The organism is Halobaculum rubrum, assembly GCF_019880225.1.
Classification (GTDB): Archaea; Halobacteriota; Halobacteria; order Halobacteriales; family Haloferacaceae; genus Halobaculum; species Halobaculum rubrum.
In genome coordinates, this window is the sequence record NZ_CP082284.1 from 1,042,824 (window position 1) to 1,060,471 (window position 17,648).

Annotated in this window: 17 protein-coding genes; 6 read left to right on the forward strand and 11 right to left on the reverse strand. The window is 67.9% G+C overall.

Annotation, left to right across the window (positions count from 1 at the left end):
• Window positions 1-94: 94 nt before the first annotated feature.
• From K6T25_RS05505 to K6T25_RS05515, 3 genes are all read left to right on the forward strand, one after another.
• A complete protein-coding gene (locus tag K6T25_RS05505; protein ID WP_222917126.1) occupies window positions 95-403 on the forward strand; it encodes a DUF7520 family protein in 309 nt (102 codons plus the stop codon).
• A 105-nt stretch (window positions 404-508) separates the two neighbouring features.
• On the forward strand, window positions 509-910 hold the full coding sequence (locus K6T25_RS05510) for a universal stress protein (protein ID WP_222917128.1): 402 nt from the start codon (window positions 509-511) through the stop codon (window positions 908-910).
• An 87-nt stretch (window positions 911-997) separates the two neighbouring features.
• On the forward strand, window positions 998-1,192 hold the full coding sequence (locus K6T25_RS05515; protein WP_222917130.1) for a hypothetical protein: 195 nt from the start codon (window positions 998-1,000) through the stop codon (window positions 1,190-1,192).
• A 13-nt stretch (window positions 1,193-1,205) separates the two neighbouring features.
• On the opposite strand, the gene K6T25_RS05520 is transcribed toward K6T25_RS05515, so the two are convergent.
• The 8 genes from K6T25_RS05520 to K6T25_RS05555 form a co-directional block, all read right to left on the reverse strand.
• Window positions 1,206-1,913, reverse strand: a complete 708-nt coding sequence (locus K6T25_RS05520) for a DUF4013 domain-containing protein (protein WP_222917132.1) — start codon at window positions 1,911-1,913, stop codon at window positions 1,206-1,208.
• 89 nt (window positions 1,914-2,002) lie between these two features.
• Window positions 2,003-2,722, reverse strand: a complete 720-nt coding sequence (locus K6T25_RS05525; RefSeq protein ID WP_222917134.1) for a thioredoxin family protein — start codon at window positions 2,720-2,722, stop codon at window positions 2,003-2,005.
• Between the two features lie 2 nt (window positions 2,723-2,724).
• Window positions 2,725-3,462, reverse strand: a complete 738-nt coding sequence (locus K6T25_RS05530) for an ABC transporter ATP-binding protein (RefSeq protein WP_222917881.1) — start codon at window positions 3,460-3,462, stop codon at window positions 2,725-2,727.
• Between the two features lie 131 nt (window positions 3,463-3,593).
• On the reverse strand, window positions 3,594-4,352 hold the full coding sequence (locus K6T25_RS05535) for an ABC transporter ATP-binding protein (protein ID WP_222917136.1): 759 nt from the start codon (window positions 4,350-4,352) through the stop codon (window positions 3,594-3,596).
• A complete protein-coding gene (locus tag K6T25_RS05540) occupies window positions 4,349-5,530 on the reverse strand; it encodes a branched-chain amino acid ABC transporter permease (RefSeq protein WP_222917138.1) in 1,182 nt (393 codons plus the stop codon). Before K6T25_RS05540 ends, K6T25_RS05535 begins: the two co-directional genes overlap by 4 nt.
• The gene (locus tag K6T25_RS05545; protein ID WP_222917883.1) at window positions 5,527-6,480 is read right to left on the reverse strand and encodes a branched-chain amino acid ABC transporter permease; all 954 of its coding nucleotides are present in this window, start codon (window positions 6,478-6,480) and stop codon (window positions 5,527-5,529) included. The genes K6T25_RS05540 and K6T25_RS05545 overlap by 4 nt, the downstream gene beginning before the upstream one ends.
• Window positions 6,481-6,611: 131 nt before the next feature.
• A complete protein-coding gene (locus tag K6T25_RS05550) occupies window positions 6,612-7,961 on the reverse strand; it encodes a substrate-binding protein (protein ID WP_222917140.1) in 1,350 nt (449 codons plus the stop codon).
• 187 nt (window positions 7,962-8,148) lie between these two features.
• Window positions 8,149-8,823, reverse strand: coding sequence for a haloacid dehalogenase type II (locus tag K6T25_RS05555; protein ID WP_222917142.1), 675 nt, complete (start codon window positions 8,821-8,823; stop codon window positions 8,149-8,151).
• Between the two features lie 184 nt (window positions 8,824-9,007).
• On the opposite strand from K6T25_RS05555, the gene K6T25_RS05560 reads away from it, so the two are divergent.
• From K6T25_RS05560 to K6T25_RS05570, 3 genes are all read left to right on the forward strand, one after another.
• Complete coding sequence (locus K6T25_RS05560; protein WP_222917144.1) at window positions 9,008-9,760, forward strand: GNAT family N-acetyltransferase; 753 nt, start codon at window positions 9,008-9,010, stop codon at window positions 9,758-9,760.
• Window positions 9,761-9,895: 135 nt separating this feature from the next.
• The gene (locus tag K6T25_RS05565) at window positions 9,896-10,735 is read left to right on the forward strand and encodes a P-loop NTPase (protein ID WP_222917146.1); all 840 of its coding nucleotides are present in this window, start codon (window positions 9,896-9,898) and stop codon (window positions 10,733-10,735) included.
• Window positions 10,736-10,802: 67 nt separating this feature from the next.
• Window positions 10,803-11,660 carry a fructosamine kinase family protein gene (locus tag K6T25_RS05570; RefSeq protein WP_222917148.1) on the forward strand — a complete coding sequence of 286 codons (858 nt, stop codon included), beginning with the start codon at window positions 10,803-10,805 and terminating at the stop codon, window positions 11,658-11,660.
• A gap of 84 nt (window positions 11,661-11,744) precedes the next feature.
• On the opposite strand, the gene K6T25_RS05575 is transcribed toward K6T25_RS05570, so the two are convergent.
• From K6T25_RS05575 to K6T25_RS05585, 3 genes are all read right to left on the reverse strand, one after another.
• Window positions 11,745-13,355, reverse strand: coding sequence for a long-chain-fatty-acid--CoA ligase (locus tag K6T25_RS05575; protein ID WP_222917150.1), 1,611 nt, complete (start codon window positions 13,353-13,355; stop codon window positions 11,745-11,747).
• A gap of 319 nt (window positions 13,356-13,674) precedes the next feature.
• Window positions 13,675-15,669, reverse strand: a complete 1,995-nt coding sequence (acs, locus tag K6T25_RS05580; RefSeq protein ID WP_222917152.1) for an acetate--CoA ligase — start codon at window positions 15,667-15,669, stop codon at window positions 13,675-13,677.
• A gap of 198 nt (window positions 15,670-15,867) precedes the next feature.
• The gene (locus K6T25_RS05585) at window positions 15,868-17,571 is read right to left on the reverse strand and encodes an acyl-CoA mutase large subunit family protein (RefSeq protein WP_222917154.1); all 1,704 of its coding nucleotides are present in this window, start codon (window positions 17,569-17,571) and stop codon (window positions 15,868-15,870) included.
• Between the last annotated feature and the right edge of the window lie 77 nt (window positions 17,572-17,648).

Consider the following 17,648-nt stretch of genomic DNA (forward strand, 5'->3'; position numbering starts at 1 on the left):
CGAGCGGGGGTATGAGCGACAAGGACCTCCTCGGATTCGTGCTCGGCGGCATCGCCCTGCTCATGTTCGCGACCGGCCTGATCCTCGTATTACAGTGACGGCGCCCCGAAACGACGCGACCGAGGACGACCGGGCACGAGGCGAACGGTTCGACGGACCGCGGCTGGTGATCGTCCTCTACGTCCTCCTCACGGCCGTCGGCGGCGTCGGCGGCGTACTCGTCGCCACGTTCGTCGACGGCCTCACCGCGCCCGCGCTGTACGCGGTGATCCCCCTGCCGCCGACGGCGCTGGGGTTCGGAGTGTACGGCGCCGTCACGATCGCGACGGTCCTCGGGATCCCGCTCGCGCTCGTGGTGTACGTCTCGCGGCGGATCGACGATCCGAACGCGGTCGACGAGTGAGGAGACTACACTCGAACGGCTGGTGACGACGCCGGAAGGCGGAACGAGACTCGCAGCGTCGCCGGCGGCGAAAGGACTAATCCCTACCCGGGAGTGGTGCGGTGTATGTATCATGCAGTACTCGGTGTCGACGAAGACGAGGAGCACGCACGCGCCACCGCAAAGGAGATCGTAAACCTGCCGGGCGACGGAAGCGAAACCGAGGTCACGATCGTCCACGTCTTTCAGGACAACCCCAGCGGCGCCTCCGCGACGCAGGTCGCGTCCGTCCGCGCGGCGCAGAAGATCCTCGAGAACGCGGGGATCACCGTCGACGTGACCGAGTCCAGCGGCGACCCCGCGGACGCGATCATCGAAGTGAGCGAGGAGGCGGACGCGGACCTGATCGTCGTCGGCGGGCGCAAGCGCTCGCCGGCGGGCAAGGCGCTGTTCGGGTCGGTGACCCAGACGGTCATCCTCAACGGCGGCTGTCCGGTGATGGTGACCGGCGTCATCGACGACGAGTAACGCACCGAGACGGGCACGTCGCGGTCCGCGGACGCCGCGACCGGCCCACACACGTATACTCACACAGCCTGTAGCGACCGCTGTGCGATGCGGGTCAGGCTGATCGCGTTCGTCGCCATCGTCGTGTTCGCCCTCTTGGCCAGCGTCGCGGTCGACCCGTCGACGCCCGGAACGGGATTGGACCCGGCCCCTGAGCGTCTGTATGCGCCCGAAGGGACCGGCGATCACCTCTGGCCGTACACCAGTCGCACGCGGTCGGTCGACGGGCGGACGCTGGGGTGATCCGTCGACCGCGTCAGGCGACCGACCCGCCGACGTCCGGACGGGTCGTTCCGTCGGCCTCGGTGCGGGCGTCGGCGTAGCCGCCGGCCCACAGCCGCGCGGCCACGACCTGCGCGTAGAAGAACACGAACGCCCCGACGACCACGCCGAGGATCGGGATACCGTTCAACACGCCGACGAGCACGCTCGCCGCGAGGAAGACGACGAGCGAGAACACCCACGCGGTCGCGTACGCCCCGCTGAGGACGACCGGCTTGAGGATATCGAGGTCGAACGCCGCGCCGACGCGCCGTTCGTCGGCGAAGGCGACGACCGCGGCCACGGCCACGTAGCCGAAGACGAGCGAGAGAAGGACCGTGAGCAGCCCGCCGATAACGAACCCGGCGATCCCGGTGGCTGTGCCGCCTCTCGTCCCCGTCGCGATAGCGACGAGCGAGCCGCCGACGGTCACCCCACCCACGATCCCGGGGATCAGCATGTACACCGCGCCGACGAGGACCGCCTTCGCGCCGTCGACGACGAGCTCCTCCCAGTCGCCGAACGTCGGCGGCCGGGGATCGCCCTCCAGCGAGTGTCGGATGACGCGAACGACGTAGCCGTACACCGGCAGCAACGGGAGCAGCAGGAATCCGAAGACCGACAGGACCCCGCCGATGAGGATCGTGGTCACCCAGTCGTCGTGTTCGGTCGGGTACGTGATCGCGTCGCTGATCTGTGGCATGATCGGCCGACAGTTCGGCTTGAATGTCCTTAGTAAAGCGCAAAATACGGGAGTACGGAGGCGGTACCGTCCCGAATACGGCGACCGGGTCAGTCGTCGCCGAACGCGTCCGCAACCAGATCGGCGACGGCGGCCGGCGACTGGTACCCGGTCTCGATCCCCGCCCGCCGACCGTCGGCGACGCACACCACCGCGGGCGCCACGTCGACCTCGAACCGTTCGCGAACGGTCGGTACCGCCTCGCCGTCGACGCCCGCGACGGCCACGTCGTCGGGGAGCAGACCGAGGGTCTCCTCGAGCTCGGCTTTCATCGACTCACACGGGTCACACCGGAGGCGCCAGACGAACACGACCGCGCGGTCGTTCGCGTCGAGGAACGACTCGACCTCGTCGTCCTCGAGTTCGCGCATCACCTGCGGGACGGGTGTCGCGGGCGCGATATCGACGACGAGGGACGCCATCGTCGCGCGTTCGAGGGAGTCGGGCACCGGCTCGTCCTCGTCCTCGAAGTGCGCGCGAAGCGAGAGATACGCGACGAACTCCTCGCGGGTGACGCCCTCCTCGTCGATCCTGCGGACCGCCTCCGAGTAGTCGAGGCCGAACGCGTCGGCGACGGCCTCCGTGAACTCCTGTTCGGGCAGGTCGCCGTAGCTTTGCTCGTACAGGTCGATGATGTCGTGAAGCGCCGCGGAGATCCGGAGCGTGCCGTCGTCGTCCTCGCGGATCGCGCCGACCTCGATGAGCCGATCGAGCATGGCTTCGGGGTCGGGCTGGTCGACCGGCGGACCGGGATTGGAGTTGGCGTTCATTCTCAGACACCCAGATACCGCTCGCGGGTTTGCTCGTCGTCGCGCAGTTCATCGGAACTGCCGGCGAACACGATGCTTCCCTGGTCGATGACGTACGCGCGATCCGCGATGTTCATCGCCGCCACGGCGTTCTGTTCGACGAGCAGGATCGTCGTCCCGGCCTCGGCGATCCGCTCGATCGCCGCCGCGACCGTCTCGATGATCTGCGGTGCCAGCCCCTCGTAGGGTTCGTCGAGCATCAACAGGTCAGTGTCCTGCTTCAGCGCACGGGCGATCGCGAGCATCTGCTGTTCGCCGCCCGAGAGCGTTCCGGCCTTCTGTGATTCGCGCTCCTCCAGCCGTGGGAACACCTCGTACACTTCCTCGGTGGACATGCCGGGGTGGTCCATCGAGACGTCGCGCCCGACGATGTTCGACCAGTTGCGCGCCACGTCGGACAGATGGAGGTTCTCTCCGACCGTGAGGTTCGGGAAGACGCGGCGCTCTTCGGGTACCAGCGAGATACCGAGCGAGGAGATGTCCTCGGTCGTTCGGTCGGTGATCTCGTCGCCCTTGAACCGGACGGCGCCGTCGCGAACGTCCGGCGGGCGAGCGCCGGCGATCGACCGCAGCGTCGTCGTCTTGCCCGCGCCGTTGCGCCCCAGCAGCGCACACACCTCGCCCTCCTCGACGTGCAACGAGAGGTCCCGGAGGATGTGACTCTGGCCGTAGTAGGCGTCGACGTCCTCGACGGAGAGGATGTGGCCGCCCTCGGCGGCCGCGGCGGTCGCGCGCGCGGCGTGATCGTCGGCGACCTCGGTGGCCGCAGCGTCGGCGACGGCCTCCGCAGCGTCCTCGGGCGTGTCCTCGGCCGGCCCGGAGGCGTCGGAGCTCACAGCTCCACCCCCCCGAGGTACGCCTCCTGGACCTCCTCGCTTTCCTGTACCTGTTCGGGAGTGCCGTCGGCGATGACCTGCCCACGATTCAACACGAGGATGCGGTCGGCGATTTGGAAGATGATCTCCATGTCGTGTTCGACGATGAGGATGGTGAGGTCGAGTTCGTCCTGGAGCTGCTCCACGAGGTCCACGGTCGCGGCGGTCTCGTCCGGCGACATGCCGGCGGTCGGTTCGTCCATCAGCAACAGGTCCGGCTCGGACGCCAGCGCGATCGCGATCTCCAGGCGACGCTTGTCGCCGTACGGGAGGCTCGCGGCCTCGACGTCGGCGTCCCCGAGCAGTTCGACGGACTCCAGCATGCGGTCCGTGATCTCGTGGACCCCGTCGAACCCCGACAGCCGCTTGAGGAAGTCGAAGCTGAACGAGCCGTGTTCGGCCGCGATCGCCGAGATCTCGACGTTCTCCCGGACGGTCATCTCGGGGAAGATCGACGCCGTCTGGAACGACTTCGAGACGCCCGCCTGCACCGTCTCGTGCGGTTCCAGGTCCGTGATGTCCTCTCCGGAGAACTCCACGCTTCCGGCCGTCGGTTCGAGCGCGCCCGTGATGCAGTTGATGAGCGTCGACTTGCCGGCCCCGTTGGGCCCGATGACCGCGCGGGTCTCGCCGGAGTCGACCTCGAAGCTCACCTCGTCGACCGCGACGAGGCCGCCGAACTGTTTCGTGAGCCCGTCCGTGCGGAGAAGGCTCATTCGTGCTCACCTCCGTCGGCCGCGGCGGATTCCTCGCTGCCCCCGCCGAGGAGGCGCGAGCCCAGATCGGAGAACGCGCCGTAGATGCCCCGCGGGAACACCCACACGATGAACACGAACACGGCGCCGAGCACGAACCGCCACAACGACCCGATCGAGCCGACCACCGGCAGGGTGACGCCGGAGATGACGTTCGCGACGTACTCGAACACGAGCGCGCCGAACACCGGTCCGACGAGGCTGCCGGTGCCGCCGAGAACGGTCATGATGACGAAGTCGCCCGACTGGATCCAGTACAGCCCCGTCGTCGGGTGGATGTACTGCTCGTGGATGACGAACATCGCGCCGCCCACGCCCGCGAACACGGCGGAGATGACGAACGCCATCAGCTTGTAGCGGAACACGTTGAGCCCGACGAACTCGACGCGCTCCTCGTTCTCGCCCAGCGCCTCGAAGATGAGGCCGTACGGCGAGTTGATGATCCGGTTTGCGACCCAGACTGCGATGAGCATCACGACCGCCGCGAACGCGTACATCACCGTGTACGAGTCGAAGACCGGGATCAGTTGGGCGTCCAGCGGGATCGCCCCGACGAACAGTCCGTGTGCCTCGATCCCCGAGAAGCCGTTGTCGCCGTTGGTGAGCCACGCACCCGGGCCGAGCGCGTAGAAGTACAGCGCCTGTCCGAACGTCAGCGTCAGGACGGCGAAGTACACGCCCGAGCGACGGATCGACACGAACCCGATCGGCCACGCGAGCAGCGTCGCCACGATCGTCCCGACGATCACCATGAGGATCGGGCTCGGGACGACCTGGCTGAACAGCGCCGCGGAGTACGCCGCCGAGCCGAAGAAGGCCGCATGGCCGAACGACAGCAGGCCGGTGTACCCCAGCAGGAGGTTGAAGCCGATGACGATGATGCCGTAGATGAGCACCAGCGACGGCAGCCCGGAGTAGCCGCCGATGGAGATGCCGATCACCTCGCCGATCGCACCGAGGACGTCGATCAGCAGGAACGGGAACACGACCAGCGCCGCCGCCATCGCGACGACGACGAAGTCGTCGCGGTCGCGCAGCCCGGCCAGCGCGGAGCCGCCGGAGCCGCCCGCGGTCCCCTCGGTCACGGTGCCGCCGTCGGGCACCACATCGGTTCCACCGTCGGAGCGGTCGCCGCTCATTCGCCCACCTCCCCCGAGCCGAACAGTCCCTCGGGACGGAAGACGAGCATGAGCGCGACGAACAGGTAGAGGACGATCTGCGCCCACTGACTGTACGTCTGTGTCATCGCCGAGATGATGAGCCCCAACACCAGCCCGCCGGCGATGGCCCCGCGAACGGAGCCGGCGCCGCCGACGACGATGGTGAGGAACGCCGGCAACAGCGCCTGGTCGGTTCCGATCTGTGGGCTGAGCGTCTGGATGGACGCGCCGATGAGGCCCGCGAACGCGGCGAGGGCCGCGCCGAGAGCGAACACGAGGCTGTACGAGCGGTTGATCGGGATCCCGAGGATTCGGACCATCTCGGAGTCGTGGGTGCCCGCCTGGACGACGAGCCCGAAGTCCGTCCGCTCGATTGCCAGCCACGTCGCCGCGATGACGACGAACGCGATCACGATGATGAACAGCCGCCACGAGGGAAACAGTCCGACCACCGGGAGGTTCACCGGCTGGGAGACGTTGACCCCGAATATCGTCTGTGGCGCGATCGACTGAAAGGTGTTCCCGCCGATCACGTTCTTGATGGTCTCCTCGACGATCAGCGCGAGCCCGAACGTCACGAGGAGCTGGTCCGTCTCCGGACGATCGTAGAACGGCTCGGCGACGAACCGTTCCATGAGAAGCCCGACGCCGAACCCGACGATCGGGACGACGATCAGCGCGGCGAGAAACCCACCCTCGAACCCGATCGTCGTGATTCCGGAACTGTACAACAGCCCGTTCGTGAGGGCCGTCTCCTGAAACACGATCAGTCCCGTGTACGCGCCGACGAGATAGAGCGCGCCGTGCGCGAGGTTCAGGAACTCCATCGTCCCCAGGATGATCGTGAGGCCGATACCCAACAGCGCGTATATCGCGCCCTGCTGGAGGCCGTTGAGGAGTATCGATGCGATGTCTAGCTGTAAAGGCAACATTATTGATCGTGTACGTTCAGTGTGTCGGTCCGCTTGATAGTAGTTGTCGATGGTGTCATTCGTTGACGGGATCCGCTGGTCGACCGAAGAAAGTACCGATGTGACGGCCGGGGCCGTCGCGTCGGTCGTTACTCGTCGCCGTACTCGCCCAACTCACACTCGGCCGCGGGACCGGCGTCGCACGCGTACCCGAGCTTGTCGCGGGAGGTCTGGTTGACTACCTCAAGCAGCCGGTCTTCCGTCTGCTCTCCGGACGGTAGCCCGCGCGTTACGAGCACGTCTCGCTGGCCCTGATGATCGCACTTGCGCAGGGTCTCCGAGCCGAGCCCGGCGTTGTCGTACTCGTACCCCTCCATGGCGCGGATGACCTCCGGCGGGTAGAACGTTCCGGCCCGTTCGGCGGCCGCGGCGTACTGCATCGTCTGCGTGTACGCGATCCGCGCGGCGTAGCTGGGTGCGCGGTCGTGCTCCGCACGGTACTCCTCGACGAACGCTTGACTGGGGCTGTTGTCCAGCTGCCAGCTCCAGTCGACCGTGCCGAAGATCCCGCCGATGGAGTCCGCCGCAGCCTCGGCCATCAGGCGGTTGTACAGCGGAACGACGATCTCCATGTCCTGGTCGAGGCCGGCCTCGAGCGCCTGCGGGAGGGAGTTCGCCGCGTCCAGCCCGTAGTGGTTGAGCACGAGCACGTCCGTCTCGTCGCGGGGCACGTCCGAGAGGTACGACGAGTAGTCGGAGGTGCCCAGCGGCGTCGCGACCGACTCGAGCTGGCTCCAGTTACCCACCTCGGTGAAGAACTTCTCCATCGACGCCTGCTGGGTCTGCCCCCACGAGTAGTCGGCGTACAGCTGGTAGAAGTTCAGGTCCTCACCGTACTCCTCGGAGAGCACGGGCGCGAGGGCCTGTCCGGTCATGTACGCGTTGAACATCTCCCGGAAGGAGTAACGGACACACTCCGGTCCGGTCGTGTCGTTCGAGTGGGTGACGCAACACTGGAACTGGACCTTCTCCTCTTGACACAGCCCCTGGACGGCGATAGCGACCGCCGACGAGGATCCGCCGGAGATCATGACCGCGTTGTCGCGGTCGATCATCCGCTGGGCGGACTGTCGTGCGGTGTCCGGGTTCGTCGCCGTGTCACCTTCGACGGACGTGACGGTCTTGCCGAGGACGCCGTCCCCGGAGAGGTCCGACCAGGTGTCGGCCCAGCCGCCGCCGTTGTTCAGGTGGTCGACCGCGAGGTTGTAGCCGCGCAGTTCGTCGGCACCCTCCTGGGAGTACGATCCCGACTGCGGAACGTTGAAGCCGAAGACGACCTCGTCGCCCTCGACCGGGTAGTTCCCGAGGGAGGGATACTCCGAATCGCCGCCGCCGCCGCCGCCGGCACAACCGGCCAGTCCTGTCAATCCTGCGGCGCCGGCCGCTCCGGACGCCTTGAGCACGTCACGTCTGCTGAGTGCGGTGGTCTCTCGCGCCATGGCCGGATCGGCGGATGCAACCTTAATGAACGTTCCGCCATATCTCCTTAAATTATGTTAATATTGATAATATGTGTTGCCGAGATTCCCCATGATAATGGTTATCACACGTAGGACGTTTCAGTCGGCCGATCAAAGAGGGAATGAGGGGATCGCTCGACGTGCGGTTCCCGGCCGAGCGCGCCGATCAGGCGAGTTCGTCGGCGACGCCGGCCAGCCCCGTTACCTCGAGCGAGGGGCCGACGCCGATCTCCTCAAACGGGTCGTTCGCTCGGTTCACCCAGGCGGTCCGCATCCCCGCGGTCCCGGCGCCCGCGACGTCCCAGGCGTTGCCGGAAACCAGCCGACAGCGGTCGATCGGCGTGTCGGTCCGAGCGGCCGCGTTCTCGTACACCGCGGGGTTCGGCTTGAACGTCGACACCTCGTCGGCGCTGATCACGTCGTCGAGATGCGGGGCGAGCCCCGCGTTGTCGGCGAGCGTCTCCAGCATCTCGGGGTTGCCGTTCGACAGCACCGTCACCGTGTGGCCGGCCTCCGAGAGCCGGGTCAGCGTCTCGATCGCGTCGGGGTACGGGTCGAGGTGCTCGTAGGCGGCCAGGATCCGCTCGCGGGTCGCCCCGTCGGCGTCGACGCCCCACTGGTCGAGCGCGTACGCGAGCGCGTCGCCCGTCACCTCCCAGAACGGCCGGTACTCCTCCATCAGCGCCGACTGGTAGGAGTACTGGAGCTGCTTCGCCCGCCAGGTCGCGTCCAGTTCCGCCACGAGCGCGTCGGGCGCATCGAGCTCGTCCGCGAGCGTGCTCGTCACGCTACTCGTGTCACACAGCGTTCCGTACATGTCGAAACAGAGCGTCTCGGGCATACCTCACCGATCCGCATCGTGCGTCATAGTACCACGGGAGGCGGCGGTTCGTGACGGTGGCGGCGACCCCGTCCGCGACGGCAGGGTGCCGACCCCGTCCGCGGCCGGTGGTATGCGGAGCGTACCGGGTCGACGGACGGGTAAGCGCCCGGATGATTAAGTGGTATCCGTGTCACTCACCCACATGGACCTCAGAGACGCGACGACCGAGGACGTCGACGACATCCGTGAGACCGCACGCGCGTCGCTGTCGACCTCCTACGGCCACGCGCTCTCGGCGGATCTCATCGCCGACGCGGTCGAGTCGTGGTACGACGCCGAGACGCTCGCCGACTCGCTCACCGACGAGGGCGCGGTGTTCGTCGTCGCCGTCGAGCACGGCGACATCGTCGGATTCGTACAGAGTCAGCTCGTCGAGCGGCGCGAGCCGGTCGGCGAGTTGGACTGGCTCCACGTCCACCCGGACCACCGCGGGAAGGGGGTCGGCGACGACCTGCTCCGCCGGGCGGAGACGGAGCTGCTTGAGTTGGGCGCCGAGCGGCTCGAGGGGCGCGTGCTGGCGGCCAACGAGTCGGGTGGCGAGTTCTACGAGGGCGAGGGGTTCTCCGAGATCGGCGAGCGAACCGTCGAGATCGGCGGCGAGGAGTTCCTCGAGCGCGTGTTCGCTCGCTATCCCAGCGGCGACGGCGAGCAGGTGCTCACGGAGGCGCGCGTCACAGACGACGGCGAGCAGGTGTACGTCGCCTACGACGAGGCCGATCGCGCGTCGATGGCCCCCTTCTACGCGACGTACGGCGATCGCGAGCGAACCGAGCGGGAGGGCTACGTCTGCGGCAACTGCGGCGGGTTCGCGGTGAACGTCGACACCATGGACCGCGTGCAGTGCAGCGAGTGCGGGAACGAGCGAAAGGCGAGCCGCTGGGACGCGGGCTGGTGAGGGCGGACACCGCGGCCGTCCGAGCCGGGGAGCGTCGCGAGTCTCGACCGGCGGGAGTCGACGGGCACACCGGACAGTCTCAGGCGCGATAGTTCGGGGGCGGCAGTTAAGTCACGGCGGCGTCGTCCGGGACACATGGACGGACGCGTGCTCGCCGTCGTCGGCGCGAAGGGGGGCGTCGGCAAGACGACGACGAGCCTCAACCTCGCGGCCGCGCTCGCGGAGGACGGTCGCGCCGTCGCGGTCGTCGAGGCGGATCTCGCGATGGCGAACGCGGTCGACTTCCTCGACATCCGCGTCAACGGCGGACGAACCCTTCACGACGTGCTCGCCGGCGGCGCCGGCGTCACGGACGCTACCTACCCCGCGCCGGGCGGCTTCGATGTGGTCCCCAGCGGCGTCACCCTCGACGGCTTCGTCGAGTCCGACCTCGACCGCTTCCCGTCGGCGATGGACGCGCTGAAGGCCCGCTACGACGCCGTGCTCGTCGACACCGCCGCCGGCGTCAGCAGCGAGACGGTCGTGCCCATGTCGGGCGCGGACGCATCGGTGCTGGTGTCGACGCCGCGGGTGGCCTCCATCCGCGACGCCGACAAGACGATCACCGTCGCCGAGCGCGCGGACGCGCCCGTCGGCGGCGTCGTGCTCACGAAGTCGGGGACGGGGCGCTCGCCCCCGGCCGACCGGATCGCGAGCTTCCTCGACACCGAACTGCTCGGACACGTCCCCCACGACGAGTCGATCCCGGAGGCGCAGGACGCGGGGCAGCCGGCCGTCTCCTACCGCCCGCACAGCGACGCCGCAACCGCGTACCGCGAGGTCGCGGCCGCCCTCCGCAAGCGCCCGGACATGCTCGGGATGACGGTGACGACGAACGCCGGCGGGTTCCGCTTCGGCGACGGCGACGACGGGACGTTCGCCGACGGCGGCGCCGGCGAGGACGCGACCGACGGTTTCACCAACCCGTTCGGATAGTCGGCCACGCCACGGAGGTGCGACCCCGACCGGAACAGCTACCCGGGAGCGCCCCGCTCGCGGCCACGTGGACGAACGGATCCTCGCGGTCGTCGAACGCTGGGCCGGCTGTACCATCGACGACGCGACCCTCCTCGACGGCGGCGAGGTCGGGACGGTCCGCCGCCTCGACCTCGCGGACGGTCGCCGGGTCGTCGTCAAGACCGGCCCGACCGACCCGGACGTCGAGGCGGGGATGCTCCGCCACCTCCGCGAGGCGGGCGGGCCCCGCATGCCCGCGGTCCGTCACGCGGGCGACGGTGTGCTCGTGCTAGAGCACGTCCCGAACGACGGCGATGCGGCCGTCACGCCCGCCGTCGAACGGGACCTCGCCGAGCGGCTCGCGGCCCTCCACGCGACGACGCCCGACGCCGACGCCTTCGGCTTCCCGTTCGACACGCTCACCGGCCCGTACACGCAGCCGAACCCGTGGACCGACTCGTGGCCGACGTTCTTCGGCGAGCATCGACTCGCGCACGCGGCGACACGGGCGCACGAGGAGGGCGTTCTGCCGGCGACGGACCGTGGACGGATCGAATCGCTCGTCGCCGACCTCCCGGCGCTCCTGGGTCACGAGCCGACGCCGTCGCTGATCCACGGCGACGTGTGGCGCGGAAACGTCCTGATCGCCGACGGAGCGCTCGCGACGCTGCTCGACCCCGCCTGCTACTACGCCGATCCGGAGGTCGAGTTGGCCTACGTCGAGTGGACGGGAACCGGCGGCGACGCGTTCCTGGACCGCTACCGCGAGGTCGCCGGGATCGCCGACGGCTACCGGGACCGCGAGCCGACGTACCGACTGTATCCGCTGCTCACGCACCTGCGGTATTTCGGCGACGAGTACCTCGACGACGTGCGGGCGACGCTGTCGGCGCTCGGGTACTGAGTGTCGGCGTCGAAAGCTGGGAGCGATACGGTCGGCGGTCGGTATGATAGTCGATCGATTCGGCGTCGGTCGCCGGAGCGCGGACTATCCCTCTCCGACCATCCGGTCTTCCTCTTCCCACTCCTCCTGCCGGAGCTCGTACTTCTGGACCTTCCCGGTGGAGGTCTTCGGGAGCTGTTTCACGAAGTCGATCCGCGTCGGCGCCTTGTAGTGGGCCATGTTGTCGCGGGCGTACTGGATGAGGTCGTCGGCGGTGACGCCGGGGGTGTCGGGGTCGCCGCTGGTCGGAACGACGTACGCCTTCGGCGTCTCGCCCCAGTCGTCGTGCGGCGAGGGGATGACCGCCACGTCGTCGACCTCGTCGTGGCTGAAGAGGGTGTCCTCGACCTCGATCGACGAGATGTTCTCGCCGCCGGAGATGATGATGTCCTTCTTGCGGTCCTGGATCGATATCATCCCGTTCTCGTCGACGACCGCGAGGTCGCCCATGTGGTAGTACCCCTCGAGGCGGTCGGTGAACGCCTCCTCGGTCGCCTCGGGCTTGTTCCAGTAGCGGTCCATCACCTGGTTTCCACGGACGACGACCTCGCCGATCGTCTCGCCGTCCTCGGCGACGTCGTTGCCGTCGTCGTCGACGACGCGGATCTCCGTGCCGATGTAGCCGAACCCCTGGGTCTTCTTCACCGCGAACCGGTCCTCGGAGTCGTCGTCGAAGAAGCGGCGCGCGTCGCTGGTGGTGATGAGCGGCCCCGTCTCGGTCGCGCCGTACACGTGCTTGATGTACCAGCCGAACTCGTCTTCGGCCGTGCGGATCGTCGCCTCCGGCGGCGCCGCGCCGGCGACGGCGACGCGCACGTCCTGGCCGGCGTCGGGCTCGCCGCCGTGCTCCTCGAGGTGGTCGCCGAGCATCTTGACGACCGTCGGCGCCGCACAGAAGTACGTCACGTCCTCGTTTCGGAGCCTGTCGAACACGTACTGGGCGTCGACGCCACGGGTGCACACGTGGCGTGCGCCCATCCCGGTGATCGCGTAGATGTGTCCCCACCCGTTCACGTGGAACATCGGGAGCGTCCAGAGGTACGTGTCGTCGTCGCCGATCCCCTGGTGGATCGTGACGATGTACGCGTGCAGCGTCTCCGTCCGGTGGGTCCGGCACACGCCCTTCGGGTCCCCGGTGGTGCCGGAGGTGTAGTTGATCGTGATGACCTCGTCCTCGGCCATCTCGGGGCGGTCGTAGTCGGTCGACTCCGCGATCACCTCGTCGAACGACTCCCAGTCGCCCTCGACGGCGTCGACGTCGTTCGTGATGAACGTCTCCGTGGGCACGTCGTCGCGGATCGCCTCGATCTTGTCGGCGTACGCGTGATCGGCGTAGACGGCGTCGACGCCGGCGTCGTTCAGGATGTACTCGAAGTCCGACTCGACGAGGCGATAGTTCAGCGGCGTGTGGACCGCACCCGCCTGAAAGCTCCCGTAGGCGGCCGCAAGGTGATAGTGCGTGTTCGGGTCCAGCACCGCCACGCGGTCGCCCTTCTCGATGCCGCGCGCCTGCAGCGCCGCCGCGAACCCGTCGGCGCGCTCGCCCAGTTCGTCGTACGTGAATCGGTCGCCGTCGACGCCGAGAACCGCCTCGTGGTCCCCGTAGTTGCGGCGAGCGCGGTCGAGGAAGTCGGTTACTAACAGCGGTTTTTCCATAGACAGGGGAAATTCAGGCACGTTCGTGATAATCGTTGCGGGGGCGGTACCACCTGCCAGGAGCGGGTCCCAGGGCGTCCGGCCGTGTCACCCACGCCGCGACGCGGTACCGCTGGTCGCCCGGCAGCCGCGCACACAGTCGCCCCCACCTGTGACGCCGAACTGGAACTGTCCGAGCGACACGTCCCGGTCACCTCCTCGGAGGAGATCGGCGGCGACGAGCGCCACCACCTCTGTGACGAGCGGTGTGGCGTCGTGGCTGGCCGACGAGTAGCGGGAAAACACGAGATCGACGGCGAATCGGCGCGATCCGGCGCGGTCAGTCGCCCTGAACGACCTGCCGGATGTCCTCGACGATCTCGGGGTTGCGAAGCGTCGAGGTGTTGCCGAGTTCCTCGCCGTTGGCGATGTCCTCCAGCAGGCGGCGCATGATCTTCCCGGAGCGCGTCTTCGGGAGCTCGGGGGTGAAGATCACCTGCTCGGGGCGGGCGATCGGGCCGATAGCGTCCTCGACGGCCTCGACGATCTCCGCGCGGAACTCCTCGGACTCCGCTTGCCCGTCCTCGGTGATGACGTACGCGTAGACGGCCTCGCCCTTCACGGGGTGGTCGCCGCCGACGACGGCGGCCTCGGCGACGCCCTCGACGCCGACGATGGCCGACTCGATCTCCATCGTGCCGAGGCGGTGGCCCGAGACGTTGAGCACGTCGTCGACGCGGCCGAGCACGGTGATGTAGCCGTCCTCGTCGATCTTCGCGCCGTCCTCGGGGAAGTAGATCCAGTCGTCGGAGTCCGAGGAGTCGGTGTCGGAGTACTCGGCCCAGTACTCCTCGATGAAGCGTTCGTCGTTCTTGTACAGCGTCCGGAGCATCCCGGGCCACGGCTTGTTCACCGTGAGATAGCCCGCACGACCGGGTTCGACCTCCTCGCCGTTCGTATCGACGATCTGCACGTCGAGTCCCGGCAGCGGCGGCCCCGCGGAGCCGGGCTTCATGTCCTTCACGCCCGGCAGCGTCGTCACCATCATGCCGCCGGTTTCGGTCTGCCACCACGTGTCGACGACGGGGCACTCCTCGTCGCCGATGTGCTTGTAGTACCACTTCCACGCGCGCGGGTTGATCGGCTCGCCGACCGTCCCGAGCAGGCGGAGGCTGGAGAGGTCGTGCTCGTCGGGGTACTCCGGTCCCCACTTCATGAACGCGCGGATCGCGGTGGGCGCGGTGTACAGCTGCGTCGCCCCGTACTCCTCGACGATCTCCCAGAGGCGGTCGCGCTCCGGGTGATCGGGCGTCCCCTCGTACATCATCGTCGTCGTGCCGAGCGCGAGCGGGCCGTAGACGATGTAGCTGTGCCCCGTGATCCAGCCGATATCAGCCGAGCAGAAGTACGTGTCCTCGGGCTTGATGTCGAGCACCGACTGGGAGGTCCACGCGGTCCACGCGAGGTAGCCGCCGGTGGTGTGTTTCACCCCCTTCGGCTGGCCGGTCGTGCCGGAGGTGTACATCAGGAACAGCATGTCCTCGGCGTCGCGGTCGACCGGCTCGACCGTCGCGCCCTCGTGGGCGGCCATCAGCTCGCCCCAGTCGTGCTGGTCGTCCGCGAGATCGTGGCCGAAGTCGTCGCCGTTCGGACCGAGCCGGTCGACGACGACCGTGTCGGTGTCGTGGTCGACGCCCGCGAGCCCCTCGTTGGCCTTGTCGAGATGGTCGAGCGGGTCGCCACGGCGGTAGTAGCCGTCGCAGGTGACCAGATACTCCGAGTCCGCCGAGTTCATCCGGGTCGCCAGCGCGTCCGCCGAGAAGCCGGCGAACACGACCGAGTGGGGCGCGCCGATGCGCGCACACGCCAGCATCGCGATCGGCAGCTCCGGGATCATCGGCATGTACATCGTCACGACGTCGTCCTCGCCGACGCCCAACTCCCGCAGCGCCGCGGCCGCCTCGTTCACCTTCTCGTGGAGGTCGTTGTAGGTGAGCGTGACGTTGTCCTCGTCGACGGGCTCGCCGACCCACTCGATGGCGGCCTCGTCGCCGCGCTCGTCGAGATGGCGGTCGAGACAGTTCGCCGAGGCGTTCAGCGTGCCGTCGGTGAACCACTCGTAGAACGGCGGGTTCGAGTCGTCGAGCACCTGATCGTACTCCTCCTCCCAGTCGAGGAGGTCCGCGGCCCCCTCCCAACACTCCGGCCAGTTCTCCTCGAACTCGTCGTAGATGGCGGCGTCCGAGACGTTCGCCTGTTCGACGAACGAGTCGGACGGCTCGAACACCTCCTGTTCCTCGAGCCGGGCCTCCAGTTCCACGTCATCGTCAGACATAGTCACGCGATAGGTCGGAATCGACCGTGATAAAACTGCCTCACTCCGTCAACATCCACGTGTCGTCGGACGGTTTCGCGGTAAAAAAGCGGGCGACGGTCCGGGAACGAACACGCCGGGCGTCGCCGCGCCCGGGCATCCGATGGGGTATCGGCGGCCGGACGGACAGCGCTCCGGGGTACGACCGGCCGAACCTGACTACGACGCGAGGCCGATCGTCTCGCGGTAGGCGCCGTGGTGCGTCTCGAACACGTCCATGATCTCGCCCATCGTCGCGTACGTCTTCACGGCGTCGACGACGTACGGCATCACGTTCTCGTCGTTCTCGATGGCCGAATCCAGCGCCGCGAGCGCCTCCTCGACGGCGTCGTCGTCGCGCTCCTCCTTCACCTCGGCGAGCCGCTCCAGCTGCCGGTCTTGCACTTCCTCGTCGACGTGGAGCAGGTCCGGCTCGGGGTCGTCCTCGACGGTGTACTTGTTGACGCCGACGACGACCTCCTCGCCGTCGTCCACGCGTTCTTGGTACTCGTAGCTCGCCTCCTGGATCTCGCGGTGGAAGTAGCCCTGTTCGATCCCCTCGAGGACCCCGTCGCGCACGGAGCCGTCGCCCATCTCCTTGAGTTCCTCCAGGTACGCCATCGTCTTCTCCTCGACCTCGTCGGTGAGGCTCTCGACCATGAACGAGCCCGCGAGCGGGTCCGTCGAGTCGGCCGCGCCCGACTCCTCGGCGATGATCTGCTGGGTTCGCAGCGCCACGCGGACCGCCTGTTCGGAGGGCAGCGCCAGCGCCTCGTCGAAGGAGTTCGTGTGCAGACTCTGGGTGCCGCCGAGCACGCCCGCCAGCGCCTGGATCGTCACGCGGACGATGTTGTTGAGCGGCTGCTGGGCCGTCAGCGACTGCCCGGCCGTCTGCGTGTGGAACTTCAGGCGCTTGGAGGCGTCCTCCTCCGCGTCGTACCACTCGTCCATGATCCGGGCGTAGATGCGCCGACCCGCGCGGAACTTGGCGACCTCCTCGAAGATGGAGTTGTGGGAGTTGAAGAAGAACGACAGCTGCTGTGCCACGTCGTCCACGTCCATGCCGCGCTCGACGGCGTCCTCGACGTACGCGAAGCCGTCCGCGAGGGTGAACGCGAGCTCCTGGATCGCCGTCGACCCGGCCTCCCGGATGTGGTATCCCGACACCGAGATGGGGTAGATGCCGGGCGTCTCGTCGATCGCGAACTCGACGGTGTCGGTGACCAGATCCAGCGACGGCTCGGGGGGGATCACCCACTCCTTCTGGGCGATGAACTCCTTGAGCATGTCGTTCTGGAAGGTGCCCCGAAGCTCATCGCGCGGGACGCCCTTCCGGTCGGCGAGCGCGACGTACATCGCGAAGATCACGGGCGCGCTGGGGTTGATCGTGAACGAGGTCGACACCTCGCCGATGTCGATGCCGTCGAAGAGGATCTCCATGTCGCGGAGGGTGTCGACGGCGACGCCCTCCTTGCCGACCTCGCCGTCCGAGAGCGGGTCGTCGGAGTCTTTCCCCATCAGCGACGGCATGTCGAACGCCGTCGAGAGGCCGGTCTGCCCGTTGTCGGTGAGGTAGTGGAAGCGCTCGTTGGTCTCCTCTGCGGTGCCGAAGCCGGCGAACTGGCGCATCGTCCACGTCTGCCCGCGGTACATCGTCGGGTACGGCCCGCGCGTGTACGGCTCCTCGCCGGGGAAGCCGATGTCCTCCTCGAAGTCGATGTCGGCCACGTCGTTCGGACCGTAGAGGTCCTTGACCTCCAAGTTCGAAACCGTCGCGAACCGATCCTTGCGCTCGCCGCGTGCGTCTATAACCGGGTCACGAGTCTCCTCCTCCCACTCCTCGCGGGCTTCACGGATCTCTGCGAGGTCATCATCGTCGTACATGGCTTCAACAACTGCCGGAAGGACCATTAACGATTCGGGTGGCGGGGGTCCCTGCGAGCCACGCGAGTCGAGTTCCC